The sequence below is a fragment of the Nitrosomonas sp. H1_AOB3 genome (genome assembly GCF_015709435.1).
In the GTDB taxonomy this organism is placed as follows: Bacteria; Pseudomonadota; Gammaproteobacteria; order Burkholderiales; family Nitrosomonadaceae; genus Nitrosomonas; species Nitrosomonas europaea.
In genome coordinates, this window is record NZ_CP054389.1 from 2,541,115 (window position 1) to 2,557,472 (window position 16,358).

A 16,358-nucleotide genomic window follows, 5' to 3' on the forward strand; every position below is an offset into this window, starting at 1 on the left:
TTTTCATTTTACGCGCGGAAAAAAGAATCACGCCACTGTGAAAACGATTTGCTGAATGTTTCGACAGCGGCGCCAGTGTAGGTGATGCTTTTATTTTGTCATTTCCCGGTATTTCACCTGATCCCGGAAACCGGAGCAGGTTTCTTTTCGATTCCGGGAAAGTTGCAAATTCAACTTTTTGCGGCTTTGAGTAATTCAATGATGGCAGGAAGCTTGGCAATATCCAGCGCGGTTTTACCACTAGTATTTTTGAGCTTGGTGTCAGCCCCTTTTTCCAGCAGCAATTTGACTGTATCGATATTTTCGTTCAATACCGCTGACATGAGCGCAGTCATCCCATCCTTGTTTTGAAAATCGATGTGAACCCCTTTTTCCAGCAGTACTTCGATAACCGGATTCTGGCCATTCTGTGCTGACAGAATCAGTGCGGTAAAATCGTTGGTGGCTTTCAGATCCGGCTGAGCGCCATGTGCCAGTAATTTCCGGACGATCGACAAATGGCCGGACAGGGATGCCAGAATCAGTGCAGAAGCACCATTGGCATCCTGCAGATCGACGCTGGCACCTTTTGCCAGCAGCATATCGATGATATCAGCATAGTCGTTCGTTGCTGCCATGTGTAAGGCTGTGGCCTTGGCATTGTTCTGCAGATCCGGCTGGGCCTGATGTTCAAGCAATGACCTGACTATACCGGTATTACCTTTAGCCGCAGCTAGCATGAGGGGTGCCAGTCCATTTTTATCCTGCAGGTTCGGATTTGCTCCCTTTGCCAGCAGCAAATCGACAATTTCCTGATGGCCGTTTTTACTGGCCAGCAGCAAAGGCGTCCCCCCCTGGACATTCGCCAGATCGACGGTAGCTTTTCGATTCAGCAGCAGCTTGACGACTTCCTTGTGGCCGGTTTGTGCTGCTACCGATAAAGCAGTAAAACCTTCAGGGGACTGCAGATCCGTTTGGATCCCTTCATTCAGCATGTTCTCTACTCCCGAGGTATCCCCCGTCAAAGCAGCCTTGAGAAAATCTGCATCCTTGTCGGCATCAGCATGAGCGAACGGGATTTGCAGCAGAAAAAATAAAGCGGTAACACCTGCCAGGCAGGATTGTTTCAATCGGACAGGGAATGACATGTTTTCCGTTAGTTTCATTTAAAAATAAAGTTTTATAAGAAATCAGAGTTTCGTTTCATCGATGGATAAATCCAAGAGCTGCGCCAGATACCGGATTGCTCAATAGGTTCTCGCTTTGGGAGGGAATGATTCCACGGTCAGTGGTTTCAGACGTACGGGCTTGTAATCCAGGCGCTGGTCTTTGCTGAAAAACAGGGAATGCCTGAGCCATTTCTGATCGTCCCGTTCGGGAAAATCGTCGCGAGTATGTGCCCCCCGGCTTTCATGGCGTGCTTCTGCTGCAATCATGGTGGCGATTGCCACTTCAATCAGATTGTCCAGTTCCAGCGCTTCGACTCTAGCGGTATTGAATACTCTGCTTTTGTCGCAAATTTCAGTATGCCTGACCCGTTCAGCAACTTCGCCAATTTTTTCCACCCCTTCTTTCAGCACATCCGGAAAGCGGAAGACGCCGCAATGTGTCTGCATGGTTTTACGTAAAGCTTCGCTGGTTGCAGCAACATTTTCTCCATCCTTCTGGGTTTCCAGGCGGTCAAGCCGTGTCAGCGTCTGTTCGGCTGCATCCGGTGGCAGTGGTTTGTGGTGATTGTTTCTGGTCAGATCCTCGATGATCTGGTTACCGGCAGCACGTCCGAATACGACGATATCCAGCAGTGAATTTGTGCCAAGGCGATTGGCGCCATGCACAGAGACACAGGCGCATTCTCCAACGGCGTAAAGCCCCGGTACGACTTCGTCGGGACTGGTCTTATAAGGCGCGACCACCTGCCCGTGATAATTGGCAGGAATGCCACCCATCATGTAATGGGCAGTCGGGACAACCGGAATGGGATCTACGAGGGGATCGACATGCGCAAACTTGAGCGCGATTTCCCGGATGCCGGGCAGTTTCGACGTAATCGTTTCTGCACTCAGATGATCCAGCTTCAGCAGCAGGTGATCTTCTTTCGGTCCGCATCCCCGCCCTTGCCTGATCTCCGTGATCAAGGCACGGGAGACGACATCACGGCTGGCGAGATCTCTGGCATGGGGTGCATAACGTTCCATGAAACGTTCGCCTTCAGCATTTACCAGATAACCTCCTTCTCCCCGCACTGCTTCGCTGATGAGTATGCCAGCACCATACACGCCTGTCGGATGAAACTGCCAGAATTCCATGTCTTCCAGCGGAATACCTGCACGCGCAACCATACCCAGGCCATCGCCCGTATTGATGAAAGCGTTGGTACTCGCTTCAAAAATACGACCGGCACCGCCTGTTGCCAATAGTGTTGCACGCGCCTGCAGAATCATGATTTCACCGGTTTCCATTTCCAGGGCGGTGATCCCCAGTACTTCACCTTCATGATCACGAATCAGGTCGAGTCCCAGCCATTCCACAAAAAACTGGGTATTGGCACTGACATTACGCTGATACAGGGTATGCAGCATCGCATGGCCAGTACGATCGGCGACAGCGCAGGAACGACTGGCCTGCTCTCCGCCAAAATTCAGGGATTGCCCGCCAAACGGACGTTGATAAATCTTGCCGTTTTCCAGCCGGTCGAATGGCATGCCGAAATGCTCCAGTTCATACACGACTTCAGCAGCATGGCGGCACATGAATTCGATTGCATCCTGATCGCCAAGGTAGTCCGAACCCTTGACGGTATCATACATATGCCAGCGCCAGTCATCTTCGGTTACATTACCCAGCGAGGCTGCAATCCCTCCCTGTGCCGCTACGGTATGTGAGCGGGTGGGAAATACTTTGGATAGAACGGCAACCTTGAACCCGGCTTCGGACAACTGCAGTGCAGCACGCATACCTGCCCCGCCTGCACCGACGATGACTACATCAAATTTCCTTTGCTTAACTTTCACGTCAGCCCCACAGAATATCCAGGAACCATATCAGGTAACCCAGTAATGCAACGATACATGTTATTTGCAGTGTCAGGCGGACAGGCATCGGATGGACATAATCCATCAGGACATTACGTACACCTACCCAAGCATGCCAGCATAAACTGGCAAAAAAAAGTAACGAAGCAATTTTCATCCACTGAATGGAGAATAATGCTTTGAACTCTTCATGGCTTTCCGGTTGATAAACTGTTATGAGTATGATCAGCAACCCGGTATAGGCTGCCATCAGAACAGCAGTGATACGCTGCACCAACCAGTCTTTCAGACCGTAATGCGCTCCGGTTACGACACGATGAACCGGTTTTACCATAACCATATTCCTGTCAGTGCTGTTAAAATTGCGCCGAAAACCAGTACCAGTTTGCTGCTCAGGCGAGCCTGCTCCAATTGCATGCCGTAATGCAGGTCGAGCATTAAATGACGGATACCGGCAAGCAGATGATGTATAAAAAACCATGTTGCCAGCAGCAAAAACAGTTTACATAACGGATGGGCCAGATTGGACTGCAGGCTGGCGAAGGTTTCAGGGGATTGCAGCAGTATTTGCAGCCCGTAGAGGAATAACGGGATTCCTGGAAGAAAAAGTAGCACACCGCTGATGCGATGCAGGATGGAAACGATAGCAGGGAGAGGTTGCCTGATTTTCAGCAGATTCAGATATTTAGGGCGTCGTTTCGCCGGATACCGCGCTTCCATAAAATAACCAATCAGACCGGATAAGTTTATCGATGGGTGGATAACCCAACAGTCACTTCAATTTTCTAGTTTAATCCGTTCTATGCCGGCAGACAACTTGACCTGCCACTAAGCGATCATTCTTTGCCAGTACGCCGGTGTCTACATTGTTTCGATATATCAATTACGTTAATATAGCCCCCCATGACTAAATTTGTCTTTGTGACTGGCGGCGTAGTATCTTCCCTGGGTAAGGGGATTGCTGCGGCCTCTCTGGCAGCATTGTTGGAAACACGTGGCATCAGGGTAACCATACTCAAACTGGATCCTTATATCAATGTCGATCCGGGGACCATGAATCCGTTTCAGCATGGTGAAGTGTTCGTAACAGACGATGGTGCTGAAACTGACCTGGATCTGGGTCATTATGAGCGTTTCATCAGCACCAAAATGACCCGGCAAAACAATTTCACCACCGGGCAGATTTATGAAAGTGTAATTCGCAAGGAGCGTCGCGGGGATTATCTGGGGGGAACTGTACAGGTGATTCCGCATATTACTGATGAAATCAAGCTGTTCATCCGTAATGGCGTTTCCGATGCACAAGTTGCAATCGTGGAAATCGGCGGTACGGTGGGTGATATCGAATCCTTGCCGTTTCTGGAAGCAATCCGGCAAATGTCAGTCCAGCTTCCTCATCATGATACCTGTTTCATCCATTTGACACTGTTGCCTTACATCAGCTCGGCTGGCGAGCTGAAAACCAAACCTACTCAACATTCGGTCAAGGAACTTCGTGAAATCGGTATTCAGCCGGATGTACTGCTTTGTCGTTCCGATCGTCCGCTTCCGTTGGAAGAGCGGCGAAAGATCGCATTATTTACCAACGTTCGTGAAGAATCTGTCATTTCTGCGATCGATGTAGACAATATCTACAAAATCCCGGCGTTGTTACATGAACAAATGCTGGATGAAATCGTGTGCCACAGGCTGGATATCCTGGCCAGGCCGGCCAATCTGACAGTCTGGAAAAAACTGGTTCACGCGCTCGAACACCCCGAACATGAAGTTTCCATCGCGCTGGTAGGGAAATACGTCGATCTGACGGAATCTTACAAATCGCTGTCAGAGGCATTGATCCATGCCGGTATTCACACATGCTGCAAAATCAATATCCACTATATCGATTCAGAAAATATCGAGCAGCATGGAACTGGCTGCCTGATAAACATGGATGCCATTCTGGTACCCGGGGGATTTGGCAAACGTGGGGTGGAAGGTAAAATCATGGCAATCAGCTATGCCCGTAGCCATCGCATCCCTTATCTCGGTATATGCCTGGGAATGCAACTCGCAGTCATTGAATTTTCCCGTAATCGTCTGCAACTTGAAAACGCGCACAGCACGGAATTCGATCCGGATACACCTTACCCGGTTTTGGGGCTGATTACTGAATGGCGTGATCGCTGCGGTCGTGTCGAGAAACGCTCCGCTCAGACGGATCTGGGAGGGACCATGCGGCTGGGAGGGCAGGAGTGCTTGCTGAAACCACATACCCTGGCACACAAAATCTATGGGGCGGACAAGGTCATCGAGCGCCACCGGCACCGTTATGAAGTCAACGCCGAGTTTATTCCTCAACTGGAACAGGCCGGTATGCATATAAGCGGTTTATCTGCTGAAGGTGATCTCTGTGAGATGATTGAGCTGCCTCAATCTGAACATCCGTGGTTCGTCGCTTGCCAATTCCATCCGGAGTTTACCTCCACTCCCCGAAATGGTCATCCTCTCTTCAAAAGCTACATACAGGCCGCTATCAGCTTTGCCGGTCAGTCCGATCGTACAAAGTTGCACAGTCGCAATGTACAGGAAAGTGTTACAACAGACAGCTCGAACTGATTGTCGAAAGGAATGGTTTTTATGCAGATGTTTAGGAAACCTATGAAAGACGTCGACGAGGCAGTCAGTTCAAGGCAAAAATCTGCGAAAAAGCGGAGTTTATACGTAATAAATGAGCATTTTAAGCCTATTTTTAACGCAGAAATGGCAACGCAGGTAGTTTTTCAGAGGTTTCTTAGGTGCACCATATCGTTTCTGGCAGAGGGTCAGTATCAACCGATCAGCTTTATTCCTCGATCGAATGAGACAGCCCATCTCTGGTAAAAGCAGGATGAGTTAAATAAACACAGTTATTTCGCTATTTTGTGAAATTTTCGATAACTGTGAAGCGTACATAATAAAAGTATCTGATAAGTGAAGTGATCATAGAGCAGCAGTACGGTCAGTCAGCAGGTTTTACAGTTTTTTTTCCATCACCCCAAATAACACAAGGAAAGCAGCATGAGTGCAATCGTAGATGTAATCGCCCGTGAAATTATCGACTCTCGTGGTAACCCAACCATAGAAGCCGATGTATTGCTGGAATCGGGCGTGCTTGGGCGCGCTTCAGTGCCATCTGGCGCATCTGTCGGCACACGCGAAGCCGTTGAGCTGCGCGATGGAGATGCACAGCGCTACTATGGAAAAGGGGTATTGAAGGCAGTTGAAAGCGTCAATGGTGAAATTTCTGAAACGATCATGGGGCTGGATGCCATGGAGCAGTGTTTCATTGATAAGACCCTGATCGAGCTTGACGGCAGTGAAAACAAATCCAGATTGGGTGCCAATGCCATACTCGCCGTTTCGCTTGCAGTGGCCAAAGCAGCAGCAGAAGAATCCGGTCTCCCCCTTTATCGCTATCTGGGAGGAATCAATGCCAAGTGGTTGCCTGTACCGATGATGAATCTGGTTAATGGCGGCGTGCACGCAAACAACCGTCTGGATATGCAGGAATTCATGATTATACCGCTGGGCTTGCCAAACCTGCGTGAGGCCGTGCGTTGTGGCGCAGAGGTATTCAGCACACTCAGAACGTTGCTCAACAAAAGAAATCTGCCCACGACAGTGGGTGATGAAGGCGGGTTTGCTCCCAGCTTTGCTCGCAACGAAGAGGCACTGGCTCTGATCGTGCAGGCCATAGATGAAGCAGGTTATCAACCCGGCTCCGAGGTGGCGATCGGAGTGGATTGCGCCAGTTCCGAATTTTTCCGGGAGGGAAAATATCATCTCGATGTAGACGGACTCAGTCTTACCTCGGCTCAGTTTGTAGATTATCTTGCCACCTGGGTGGAGAAATATCCGATCATCAGTATCGAAGATGGCATGAGTGAACAAGATTGGGAGGGCTGGGGACTGTTGACGGAAAGGCTGGGTAAAACAGTTCAGCTGGTTGGTGATGATGTGTTTGTCACCAATACCCGAATTCTTAAAGAGGGTATCAGTCGCAATATTGCCAATTCCATTCTGATCAAGATCAATCAGATTGGTACACTTACCGAGACACTGAACGCAATCGAAATGGCAAAGTGTGCGGGCTATACCGCCATAGTTTCCCATCGTTCCGGCGAAACTGAGGATACGACCATTGCTGACATAGCAGTTGCCACCAATGCCTTGCAGATCAAAACAGGTTCACTCTCGCGTTCGGATCGACTGGCCAAGTACAACCAATTGTTGCGTATCGAGGAAGATCTGGGCGAGATGGCGCAATATGCCGGAAGATCGGCATTCTACCAGTTGAAGCCATGAAAACCGTAGCCGGACTGCTGGTTCTCCTGATCGGGCTGGCGCAATACCCGTTGTGGTTCGGCAAGGGAAGCTGGCTGGCAATCCTGGAAATGCATGAACAGATTGCTGCATTGCAGGAGGCCAACCAGCGCCTTCAGAACAGGAATACTGTTCTGGAAGCGGAAGTCAATAATCTGAAAAAAGGGTTCGATGCGATCGAGGAGCTTGCGAGGAGTGAGCTGGGAATGATACGCAAGAATGAGCTGTTTTTTCGCGTAGTGGAATATGAAAATAAATAGCACTGTGCTGTGTGTCATGATATGACGCATTTCGCAGATTCTTTCCGGGTAAATGCAGCAAGCGGAGGGATATGGTAATCAAGTGGATACTACTGATCACGCTGGTTTTCCTGGTTTTTTGGTTTTTTAAGCAATTCCGGAAAATACAGAGAAAGTCACCTGATACCACCCGGAAAGTAATCGAGGATATGGTCCGTTGTGCCTATTGTGATGTGCATTTACCAAAAAGTGAAAGCATCGTTGAACGTGGCCAATACTTCTGCTGCGTAAAGCACCGGCAGTTATATTCACAATCCCGACCCGACGATAAATGAGACCTGCTTCAGGATTCCTGGTTGATAATCGTCTATCATTTATGTCACGTACCGTTAATAAACGGTATTCCCGCCTGCGTATCCGTGCTGGAAACTTACTCGTTTCCGACTTGACCATACACCACAAAATTTACTATTTTGTAATATATTTGTCTTGAGTTAGACGTTTGCCAGCCATATCGGGTGTTGATACATTCCTGAGAACCTGTTCAAGGTCTTAATCAAGGGATGCAGTGCAAGGCAGAACTGAACAGCTTGGAATATATAAAACATAAGGGAGTTTCTGAGAAACTACCTGTGTTGCCATTTTTGCGTTAGAAGTCGACTCAAAATGCATAAACTCCACTTTTTACTCGGCGCTAGAGCATTTTTATATCAAGTGTTTACACCTACTTTCTCAGTAGCACCCATTTTTCTACATGAAAAAGTAGCGATTTGTTTATATTTGTACCAAAACCGCTCTAGCGCTTTGCCCTGCGGGCCAATCTCATGGCTGTTCGCTGCGCTTTGCTTACGTCGCCGGCTTTTACCTTGAACTGACTGCCTCACTAGAGCGTTTTTCTTCTAGTTGGAATCGTGGGGATTCCCCTGTGAGTTAAAATAAGAGAGGATAGGGATGGAGGTGAGAGATGCCGAAAGCTTATTCAGAGGATTTGCGCCGCCGAGTTGTAGCGGACACGGACAAAGGTCTGAGTATCAGGGCTGTTGCTGATAAATATTCAGTCAGCCCGTCATTTGTATCGAAGATAACCTGCCTGTGGAAACAGGAAGGGAGCGTTTCCCCGCGCAGGATCGGGGGCTATCGGCGTCATGCGCTGGAAGCCCATACTGCTGAGGTCAGAGGCAAGCTTCTGGAGGACAAGGGCATAACGCTTGCGCAGTTACGCGATTGGATTGAAGAGGTTTTGGGGGTTCGTGTTCACGTTTCCTCGGTTGATCGGTTTATCCGCTCGCTGGGATACAGTTATAAAAAAAACACTGCGGGCCAGCGAACAAGAACGTGCTGACGTGGCAGCGGCAAAGCTCGTCTGGCAGGACTGGCAAAAGACCTGCGACTGCGCGCGCCTGATCTTTCTTGATGAAACGGGAGCAAGCACAGACATGACGAGGCGGCATGGCCGCTGCCCTGTGGGAGAGCGATGCTATGACCATGCTCCCGGCGGTCACTGGAAAACCATGACTTTCGTTGCCGGACTGCATCTTGATGGTCTGCTTGCGCCGTGGTGTCTGGATGCTCCCATGAACGGCGCAGCTTTCCTGGCTTATGTGGAAACCCAGCTTTGCCCTGCACTCAAGCCAGGTGATATCGTCATCTGCGACAACCTGAGCAGCCACAAGGTTACCGGCGTCCGGGACATGATCAAGGACAAAGGTGCAGAAATCCTTTATCTGCCACCTTATTCTCCCGACCTCAACCCCATTGAACAGGTCTTCTCCAAAATCAAAACCCTCCTGCGTAAAGCCGCCGAACGATCCTTTGATGCTCTCTGGACCGCCATCGGGCGCATCATTGAAACCATCCGGCCCCAGGAATGCCGCAACTACTTCGCCAACTCCGGCTATGTGTCTAACTAAACGAGAAAAGCTATAACGTTTTTCAGAGGCTCCTAGATGTTTAGTCCCACTTTGTGATGGTATGGATTGATGATAAAACGTTCAGGTTCGTTTTGCCAGCATTTGATGATGTATTCGTAAGGTGTGAGTCCTCGTAAGGTTTTGAGTCGCCTGGCGAAGTTGTAGGCATTCAGGAAGCTGTAAAGATGCTCTCGCAACTGTTGATGATTTTCATAATGATAGCGTTTGACGGTTGCTTCCTTGAGGGTGCGGTTCATGCGTTCGACTTGACCATTGGTCCAGGGGTGATTTGGCTGGGTCAGGCGATGTTCCGTACCATTTTCCAGGCAGACACGGTCGAAGATATGCAAGAAAGCATGCCTGTCTGTTTTGCGGTGGGTGAACTGGATGCCGTTGTCTGTGAGGATAGTATGGATTTTATAGGGTACGGCGGCGATGAGATTGCGCAGGAACTGCGCTGCTTCCATCTTGCCGTACTTGGGCAGTAATTCAGCATAAGCGAACTTGCTGGTTCGGTCGATGGCGACGAATAGATACAGTTTGCCTTCTTCTGTCCGTACTTCGGCAATGTCGATATGGAAATAGCCGATGGGATATTGGGCGAACTTTTTTCTGGCAGGTTTCTCGCCTTCCACCTCCGGTAAGCGGCTGATGTTGTGGCGCTGGAACAGGCGATGCAGTGATGATCGGGTCAGGGTGGGAATGCTGCTTTGCAAGGCGTAAAGGCAGTCATCCAACGGCAGCAGCGTGTGTTTGCGAAAGGCTACACAAGCGGCTTCCTGTTCTAGTGTCAGAACCGTGGAACGCGGTTCTTTCGGACCCATCCTGGCATCATGCGTAAAGTTGCGTTTCTTCCATTTCGCCACCGTCTTGGGGTTGATGGCGTAGCGCTCTGCCAATGTGATCAGGCTCTCTTGACTATGTTGTATCGCTCGACGCACCGCCGCTGTCGTGCGGGCGCTCCCGTGTAATATCTGTCCCATAATTCCTCCTGTGTCGGTAGCAAATCATACAATACACCATCACAAAGTGGGACTAAACACCTAGATAGTGTAGTCATGAGATAAGAAATATGAGATCCTTTTAAGAAATTAAAGGGACTCGCATGACACATTCACATCGCAGGCATGATATTTCAGATAGGATATGGTCGCTACTTGAGGGGCATTTACCAGGCCGAGAAGGGGCATGGGGAGGGGTAGCCACAGATAATCGTCAGTTTATCAATGCTGTTTTCTGGATTATACGGACAGGAGCCCCATGGAGGGATTTACCGCCGGACTACGGGGGTTGGAGCAATACTCATCGCCGTTTCATTCGCTGGCGTGACAAAGGTATCTGGGAAAAATTGATGGAAATCCTGATTGATGATCCAGATTATGAATGGCTGATAATGGATGCCAGTCACTGTAAAGTTCATCCACACGCCAGTGGAGCCAGAGGAGGTAATCAGGATATGAATCGGACAAAGGGGGCTCAACACCAAGATACATCTGGCCGTGGATGCGCATGGTATGCCGGTCAGAATCCTTGTTACACAAGGTACCACTGCTGATTGCACGCAGGCTGGCCGCCTGATCGAAGGGATTGATGCAGATCATCTGCTGGCAGATCGTGGCTATGACAGTAATGCCATTGTTGAACAGGCGGAAAAACAGGGAATGGAAGCTGTTATCCCGCCAAAAAAGAATCGAAAAATACAAAGACCTTACGATAAATAACTGTATAAGCTGAGGCATCTCGTCGAAAATGCTTTTCTTCATCTCAAAAGATGGCGTGGCATCGCTACAAGATACGCCAAAAACACCTCTTCTTTCCTTGCTGTCGTGCAAATTAGATGTATCGCCCTCTGGGCTGATATCTTGTGACTACACTATATAAGAAACAATATGTTACTTGAGCAGCTTTACCAACGGAAAACAGTAATCACCGAGACAGCACGCCGGTATGGTGCCTGCTGGATCGGGGTATTTGGTTCCGTGGCACGGGGCGAGGAGCTGCCGAAAAGCGATGTGGATTTTCTGGTAGATTTCCCACATGGCTATGATTTGTTCGCTCAGCGCTTACTGCTTGCTGAAGCGTTGTCGAAGCTGCTGGATCGCAAAGTGGAGGTGATACTGGAACATGAGTTGAACCGGCATATTCGCCAGCAGGTGTTAAGCGAAGCAATAGATTTGTGAGTAAATCCTGGCAACCTTATGCTCGCCATATTCTGGATACGATTGCCAAAGTGCGGTGTATTGAGGCGCGAGGCGATATAACGCAAGATGATATTCTTTATGATGCGGCATTACGAAATCTGCAGACATTGTCGGAAGCGACACAATTGTTGCCTGTCGAACTCAAACAGCAATTCTGGTGCATAACTACCTTGGCGATATCGATGCAAAAACCGTTGCCGCAGTAGTGGCACATCATTTGCCCCGACTGGAAAACTGCATCAAGGATATGCTTGAGCGGAATAGTTGATTAAACCAGTAAGAAAACAGTCCCGGATTCTCGGCATCTGGTCATCACGGACTTGCTGGATTGCTACGTAAGGTTTGCAAGATGATGGGGGCTGGATGAGTGTATACGGAAACTCTTCTGCTCCCCCCTGAACCCGCGACGATGGAAATCATTACATCGTGTTGTTGTGCCCGGGACGTACTGAAAGGATTCACAGGCATAATAAGTGCCTGCTGTGACAGAATTAAGTCTGGGCTTGTTTCTGGAGATGTCTGCCATATTTTTGGTTGAATTTCTCCACCCTTCCTGCGGTATCCACAATTTTCTGTTTACCTGTATAAAACGGATGACAGGATGAGCATACTTCGATATGCAGAGGTTTGCTCAAAACGGAGCGGGTTTTGAACTCATTGCCGCAACTGCATGTTACGGTGATCTCGTGATACTCCGGATGAATACCTTCCTTCATTTGATGTCCTTATCTCCAAAGCTAAATACTAAATAAAAGGGCAGCTATTATCACTTAAGATATGTGTGGCTGCAACCCGACTCTGTGTTGGCCAAATTAAACGGTTTGGTCGGAGGCTACGATATGCTTTCCATCATTACACACGCCGCATGGAATCGAAAAAGTCAGCATTATTTTTTGTAGCCTTGATTTTATCCAGCAGAAATGACATTGCATCCATTTCATCCATTGGATAAAGCAATTTACGAAGAATCCATATTTTTTGCAGAATTTCGGAGGGGATCAGCAGTTCTTCACGACGGGTTCCCGATCGGTTCACATTGATGGCAGGATAAATACGTTTTTCTGCCATGCGACGATCGAGATGAATTTCCATGTTGCCGGTTCCCTTGAATTCTTCGTAGATCACATCATCCATGCGCGAACCGGTATCTACCAGAGCGGTGGCGATGATGGTAAGTGATCCTCCTTCCTCAATATTACGGGCAGCACCAAAGAAGCGCTTGGGGCGTTGCAGGGCATTGGCATCCACACCGCCGGTCAGTACCTTGCCCGATGCGGGTACGATCGTGTTATAGGCACGAGCAAGGCGAGTAATCGAATCGAGCAGAATGACGACATCTTTTTTGTGTTCCACCAGTCGTTTTGCCTTTTCAATGACCATGTCTGCTACCTGAACGTGGCGAGCAGCCGACTCGTCGAAAGTAGACGATATGACTTCCCCTTTCACGGAACGTACCATTTCTGTTACTTCCTCCGGGCGTTCATCGATCAGCAGCACCATTAATACGACATCCGGGTGGTTGGCCGCAATGGAATGTGCAATATGCTGAAGCATCACCGTTTTTCCGGATTTTGGGCTGGCGACCAGCAACCCGCGCTGACCTTTGCCGATAGGCGCGATCAAATCAATGATTCGGCCGGTAATGTTTTCTTCAGATTTGATGTCTCGTTCCAGTGTCAGGCGTTCGGTCGGAAAAAGAGGTGTCAGATTTTCAAACAGTATCTTGCGCTTGGAATTTTCAGGTGGTTCATTATTGACCTTATCTATCTTGACCAGGGCAAAATAACGCTCTCCTTCCTTGGGAGGGCGTATTTCACCGTCTACTGAATCACCAGTATGCAGGTTGAATCGCCGGATCTGGCTGGGAGAAATATAGATATCATCCGGACCGGCAAGATAGGAGGTATCGGGGGAACGTAAAAACCCGAAACCATCTTGCAGAATTTCCAGTGTGCCCTCTCCGAATATACTTTCGCCTTTACGTGCCTGATTCTTCAGGAGTGCAAAAACCAGATCCTGCTTGCGCATTCGGTTGGCACCCTCGATATCGTTGGCGACGGCCATTTTTACCAATTCGGAAACATGAATGCTTTTTAAGTCGGATAAACGCATGAAAGTGACTCTTGAAGATCAAAAAAAGTGCGGGTAAATGAAGAGGGTGTTTCAGGACGGGCTATGCGATTTATAAAATGACTGCTGATTTACACGATGTCGGGATAACGAAGATCGCGACTGGTAACATGTTATAACGCGTCCTGACAAAACAGAATGAGCCGAACGAAGATTGTTTGTGATTCATTCGGCTTATATCAGTGTTTAGATCCAGAGAATTTCTTATAAATGACTGTCGACAAATGCTGTCAACTGTGATTTTGATAAAGCTCCAACCTTGGTCGCCTCGATATTTCCATTCTTGAATATCATCAGGGTGGGAATTCCGCGAATACCGTACTTCTGAGGAGTCGACTGGTTTTCATCTATGTTGAGTTTGGCTATCTTGAGGCGGTCACCATACTCACTGGCAATCTCATCCAGAAGAGGTGCAATCATCCTGCATGGCCCACACCATTCTGCCCAGTAATCAACAAGTACCGGGACAGGACATTGCAACACTTCTGATTCAAAACTTGCATCCGTAACATAATGAATGTGTTGGCTCATGAAATCCTCTTTTAATGTTTGTTGGAGCAAAATGGACGCCTGGTGACAGCCAAAACCTATCGCACCTGGGGCCATTAACAGAATTCGAACCACCTGCTTAGATGAGCTGCTGGAGGCAACCTAAACACGGGAATGATTCTATGTTTGTATACTACTGAAAGATCAGGCGGGTGATTAAAGTAAACTACACAGCACTGTTGCCTTTATTTCCAACAATACCGCCTTTACCACGACCATGAGACAAAACGAGAAGACCTATTTTATTTATTATACTTACAATAACGTTTGAATCAATAAATCCGGCAATATTTTTTGGAGATTCTACGGATCTTTATCAAAGATGTCCCGGAATATCAGTAAAAGCTGATTTTGAAACTGACATAGTAATACGGTAGATTACTGATTTATTCTTTATTATCGGATACTTAAATTAATACAACTATCTGATTTCAGGCTTCCATCAATGAAATACTTTTCTCTGTTCGATCAAAGTAGATGCCCTAATATCTTAAGGTATCTGTACAGGCTTATTCTATGGATTAAGCAGGATTTCTGCCGGGTTTATCCGATGTTTCTGCGACCTGCTGTAACGAATCCTATCAAGCACAACACTTTTGGGCATTCTCGTAACCGCCTGACTTTATTTATTTTGACATCTTTGGTCATACATCATACTTCGTGCATGGCGGAACAACCTGTTTCTGGTTTGCGTCTGGAAATCAGAAGTTTTGTAACAGATATGGTGAGCCGTCATGGATATGATGCGCATGAACTGGAAGATGCTTTTATTCAAACGAATTTCCGGCCGGAGATTCTCAAACTGATTTCCACCCCGGCTTCAGCAATTTCCTGGGATGAATATCGGAAGCGATTCGTCAACATGCAGCGTATCAAAGGCGGAGTCGATTTCTGGAACAAATATGCCGCTGATCTGGAGCGTGCAAGGAAAATTTACGGCGTACCTGAAGAAATCATCGTGGCGATTATCGGTATTGAGACTTCCTATGGTTCATCGACCGGAAATTATCGCGTCATGGATGCACTGACGACACTCGCCTTTGATTTTCCCAGAAGAGCAGATTATTTTCGGGAAGAGCTGGAAAACTATTTATTGCTGGCCAGGGAACAGAAATTTGGTTTGCTGGACATCAAAGGCTCTTACGCCGGCGCAATTGGTGTCCCTCAGTTTATGCCCGGAAGCTACCGGCGCTACGCAGTCGACTTCAACAATGATGGAAAGATCGATCTTTCCAGGAGTGCCGTCGATGCAATAGGCAGTATAGGCAATTATCTGAAGGAATACGGATGGGAGGCGGGCAAACCGGTTGCTATTCGCGCACGAGCCGGATCACAGAATCTGCAGGAATTCCTGGACACAGATATCGAACCGTTACATTCCGTCTGGAAACTGCGCCAGGCCGGTATCACTCCACTTGATCCTGTTGCAGATGATACCCTCTCTGCCTTGCTGGAATTGAACAGCCAGGGCAAGCGTCAGTTATGGTTGGGATTCAAAAATTTTTATGTGATCACGCGCTATAACCGCAGTACCTTCTACGCCATGTCTGTTTTTGAGTTGGCTAGAGCGATCCATACTGCCAGATCATCCTATTCGGCTGACCGGTAACAGTATGGGTGTATCGATTCGATTACTCGACAAAAACAGCTGTTCCACTTACTGACACCATCAGCATGCCATTTTCCTTGCCAAGCACTTCATAATCGATATCGATTCCGATTACTGCATTGGCACCCAGCCTGTGAGCATTCTCCTGTAGCTCTTCCAGGGCGATTTCACGGGCATGCTGCAGTTCTTTTTCATAAGTTCCTGAACGTCCGCCGACAAAATCACGAATGCCCGCAAAAAGATCTTTCAAGACATTCGCACCCAGGACAGCTTCGCCGGCGACGATGCCGTAATAATGTGTGATGCGTTTGCCTTCTATGACAGGGGTCGTGGTAAGCAGCATGTTTTTCCTCACTGAAATTTCG

The 16,358-nt window shown here is 48.2% G+C and carries 18 protein-coding genes and 1 pseudogene; 10 read left to right on the top strand and 9 right to left on the bottom strand.

Annotated features, from left to right (window positions below; all coding sequences use genetic code 11):
* Window positions 1–170 precede the first annotated feature (170 nt).
* The 4 genes from HRU73_RS11865 to sdhC form a co-directional block, all read right to left on the bottom strand.
* Entirely contained in the window at window positions 171–1,127 is a 957-nt protein-coding gene (locus tag HRU73_RS11865; RefSeq protein WP_234989069.1) for an ankyrin repeat domain-containing protein, read from the bottom strand.
* 99 nt (window positions 1,128–1,226) lie between these two features.
* Window positions 1,227–2,990 (bottom strand): succinate dehydrogenase flavoprotein subunit, encoded by a 1,764-nt coding sequence (gene sdhA, locus HRU73_RS11870; protein ID WP_276679581.1) that lies wholly within the window; start codon window positions 2,988–2,990, stop codon window positions 1,227–1,229.
* Window position 2,991: 1 nt separating this feature from the next.
* The gene (gene sdhD / locus HRU73_RS11875) at window positions 2,992–3,345 is read right to left on the bottom strand and encodes a succinate dehydrogenase, hydrophobic membrane anchor protein (RefSeq protein WP_281871771.1); all 354 of its coding nucleotides are present in this window, start codon (window positions 3,343–3,345) and stop codon (window positions 2,992–2,994) included.
* Window positions 3,339–3,731, bottom strand: a complete 393-nt coding sequence (gene sdhC / locus HRU73_RS11880; RefSeq protein ID WP_281871772.1) for a succinate dehydrogenase, cytochrome b556 subunit — start codon at window positions 3,729–3,731, stop codon at window positions 3,339–3,341. The genes sdhD and sdhC overlap by 7 nt, the downstream gene beginning before the upstream one ends.
* Before the next feature lie 183 nt (window positions 3,732–3,914).
* Here sdhC and pyrG point away from each other — a divergent pair, with 183 nt between their 5' ends.
* The 6 genes from pyrG (at window position 3,915) to HRU73_RS11910 (ending at window position 9,504) form a co-directional block, all read left to right on the top strand.
* The gene (gene pyrG, locus HRU73_RS11885; protein ID WP_287398817.1) at window positions 3,915–5,609 is read left to right on the top strand and encodes a CTP synthase; all 1,695 of its coding nucleotides are present in this window, start codon (window positions 3,915–3,917) and stop codon (window positions 5,607–5,609) included.
* Between the two features lie 441 nt (window positions 5,610–6,050).
* Window positions 6,051–7,337, top strand: coding sequence for a phosphopyruvate hydratase (eno, locus tag HRU73_RS11890; protein WP_287398818.1), 1,287 nt, complete (start codon window positions 6,051–6,053; stop codon window positions 7,335–7,337).
* The gene (gene ftsB / locus HRU73_RS11895; protein WP_276679588.1) at window positions 7,334–7,615 is read left to right on the top strand and encodes a cell division protein FtsB; all 282 of its coding nucleotides are present in this window, start codon (window positions 7,334–7,336) and stop codon (window positions 7,613–7,615) included. The genes eno and ftsB overlap by 4 nt, the downstream gene beginning before the upstream one ends.
* 71 nt (window positions 7,616–7,686) lie before the next feature.
* Window positions 7,687–7,929, top strand: a complete 243-nt coding sequence (locus HRU73_RS11900; protein WP_281871774.1) for a PP0621 family protein — start codon at window positions 7,687–7,689, stop codon at window positions 7,927–7,929.
* Window positions 7,930–8,558: 629 nt separating this feature from the next.
* Window positions 8,559–8,936 (top strand): winged helix-turn-helix domain-containing protein, encoded by a 378-nt coding sequence (locus HRU73_RS11905; RefSeq protein ID WP_287398788.1) that lies wholly within the window; start codon window positions 8,559–8,561, stop codon window positions 8,934–8,936.
* 1 nt (window position 8,937) lies between these two features.
* Window positions 8,938–9,504, top strand: coding sequence for an IS630 family transposase (locus tag HRU73_RS11910; protein WP_287398819.1), 567 nt, complete (start codon window positions 8,938–8,940; stop codon window positions 9,502–9,504).
* A gap of 32 nt (window positions 9,505–9,536) precedes the next feature.
* Here HRU73_RS11910 and HRU73_RS11915 read toward each other — a convergent pair whose 3' ends face one another.
* On the bottom strand, window positions 9,537–10,487 hold the full coding sequence (locus tag HRU73_RS11915; RefSeq protein ID WP_287398820.1) for an IS481-like element ISNe2 family transposase: 951 nt from the start codon (window positions 10,485–10,487) through the stop codon (window positions 9,537–9,539).
* Window positions 10,488–10,609: 122 nt separating this feature from the next.
* On the opposite strand from HRU73_RS11915, the pseudogene HRU73_RS11920 reads away from it, so the two are divergent.
* The 3 genes and pseudogenes from HRU73_RS11920 (at window position 10,610) to HRU73_RS11930 (ending at window position 11,911) form a co-directional block, all read left to right on the top strand.
* Window positions 10,610–11,372: pseudogene (locus tag HRU73_RS11920) on the top strand (IS5 family transposase).
* 21 nt (window positions 11,373–11,393) lie between these two features.
* Window positions 11,394–11,684, top strand: coding sequence for a nucleotidyltransferase family protein (locus HRU73_RS11925; protein ID WP_281870916.1), 291 nt, complete (start codon window positions 11,394–11,396; stop codon window positions 11,682–11,684).
* Window positions 11,681–11,911, top strand: a complete 231-nt coding sequence (locus HRU73_RS11930; RefSeq protein ID WP_281870917.1) for a ribonuclease HepT family protein — start codon at window positions 11,681–11,683, stop codon at window positions 11,909–11,911. The genes HRU73_RS11925 and HRU73_RS11930 overlap by 4 nt, the downstream gene beginning before the upstream one ends.
* A gap of 285 nt (window positions 11,912–12,196) precedes the next feature.
* On the opposite strand, the gene rpmE is transcribed toward HRU73_RS11930, so the two are convergent.
* From rpmE to trxA, 3 genes are all read right to left on the bottom strand, one after another.
* Window positions 12,197–12,421: a 50S ribosomal protein L31 gene (rpmE, locus tag HRU73_RS11935; RefSeq protein ID WP_011111645.1), complete on the bottom strand. Its 225-nt coding sequence runs from the start codon at window positions 12,419–12,421 to the stop codon at window positions 12,197–12,199.
* A gap of 136 nt (window positions 12,422–12,557) precedes the next feature.
* Complete coding sequence (gene rho, locus HRU73_RS11940; protein WP_074723843.1) at window positions 12,558–13,817, bottom strand: transcription termination factor Rho; 1,260 nt, start codon at window positions 13,815–13,817, stop codon at window positions 12,558–12,560.
* 222 nt (window positions 13,818–14,039) lie between these two features.
* Window positions 14,040–14,366, bottom strand: a complete 327-nt coding sequence (gene trxA / locus HRU73_RS11945; protein ID WP_011111643.1) for a thioredoxin TrxA — start codon at window positions 14,364–14,366, stop codon at window positions 14,040–14,042.
* A gap of 682 nt (window positions 14,367–15,048) precedes the next feature.
* Here trxA and mltB point away from each other — a divergent pair.
* Window positions 15,049–15,993 carry a lytic murein transglycosylase B gene (gene mltB, locus HRU73_RS11950; protein WP_287398821.1) on the top strand — a complete coding sequence of 315 codons (945 nt, stop codon included), beginning with the start codon at window positions 15,049–15,051 and terminating at the stop codon, window positions 15,991–15,993.
* Window positions 15,994–16,015: 22 nt separating this feature from the next.
* Here the strand turns inward: mltB and HRU73_RS11955 are convergent, their stop codons facing one another.
* The gene (locus tag HRU73_RS11955; protein ID WP_011111641.1) at window positions 16,016–16,336 is read right to left on the bottom strand and encodes a heavy metal-binding domain-containing protein; all 321 of its coding nucleotides are present in this window, start codon (window positions 16,334–16,336) and stop codon (window positions 16,016–16,018) included.
* Window positions 16,337–16,358: the final 22 nt, after the last annotated feature.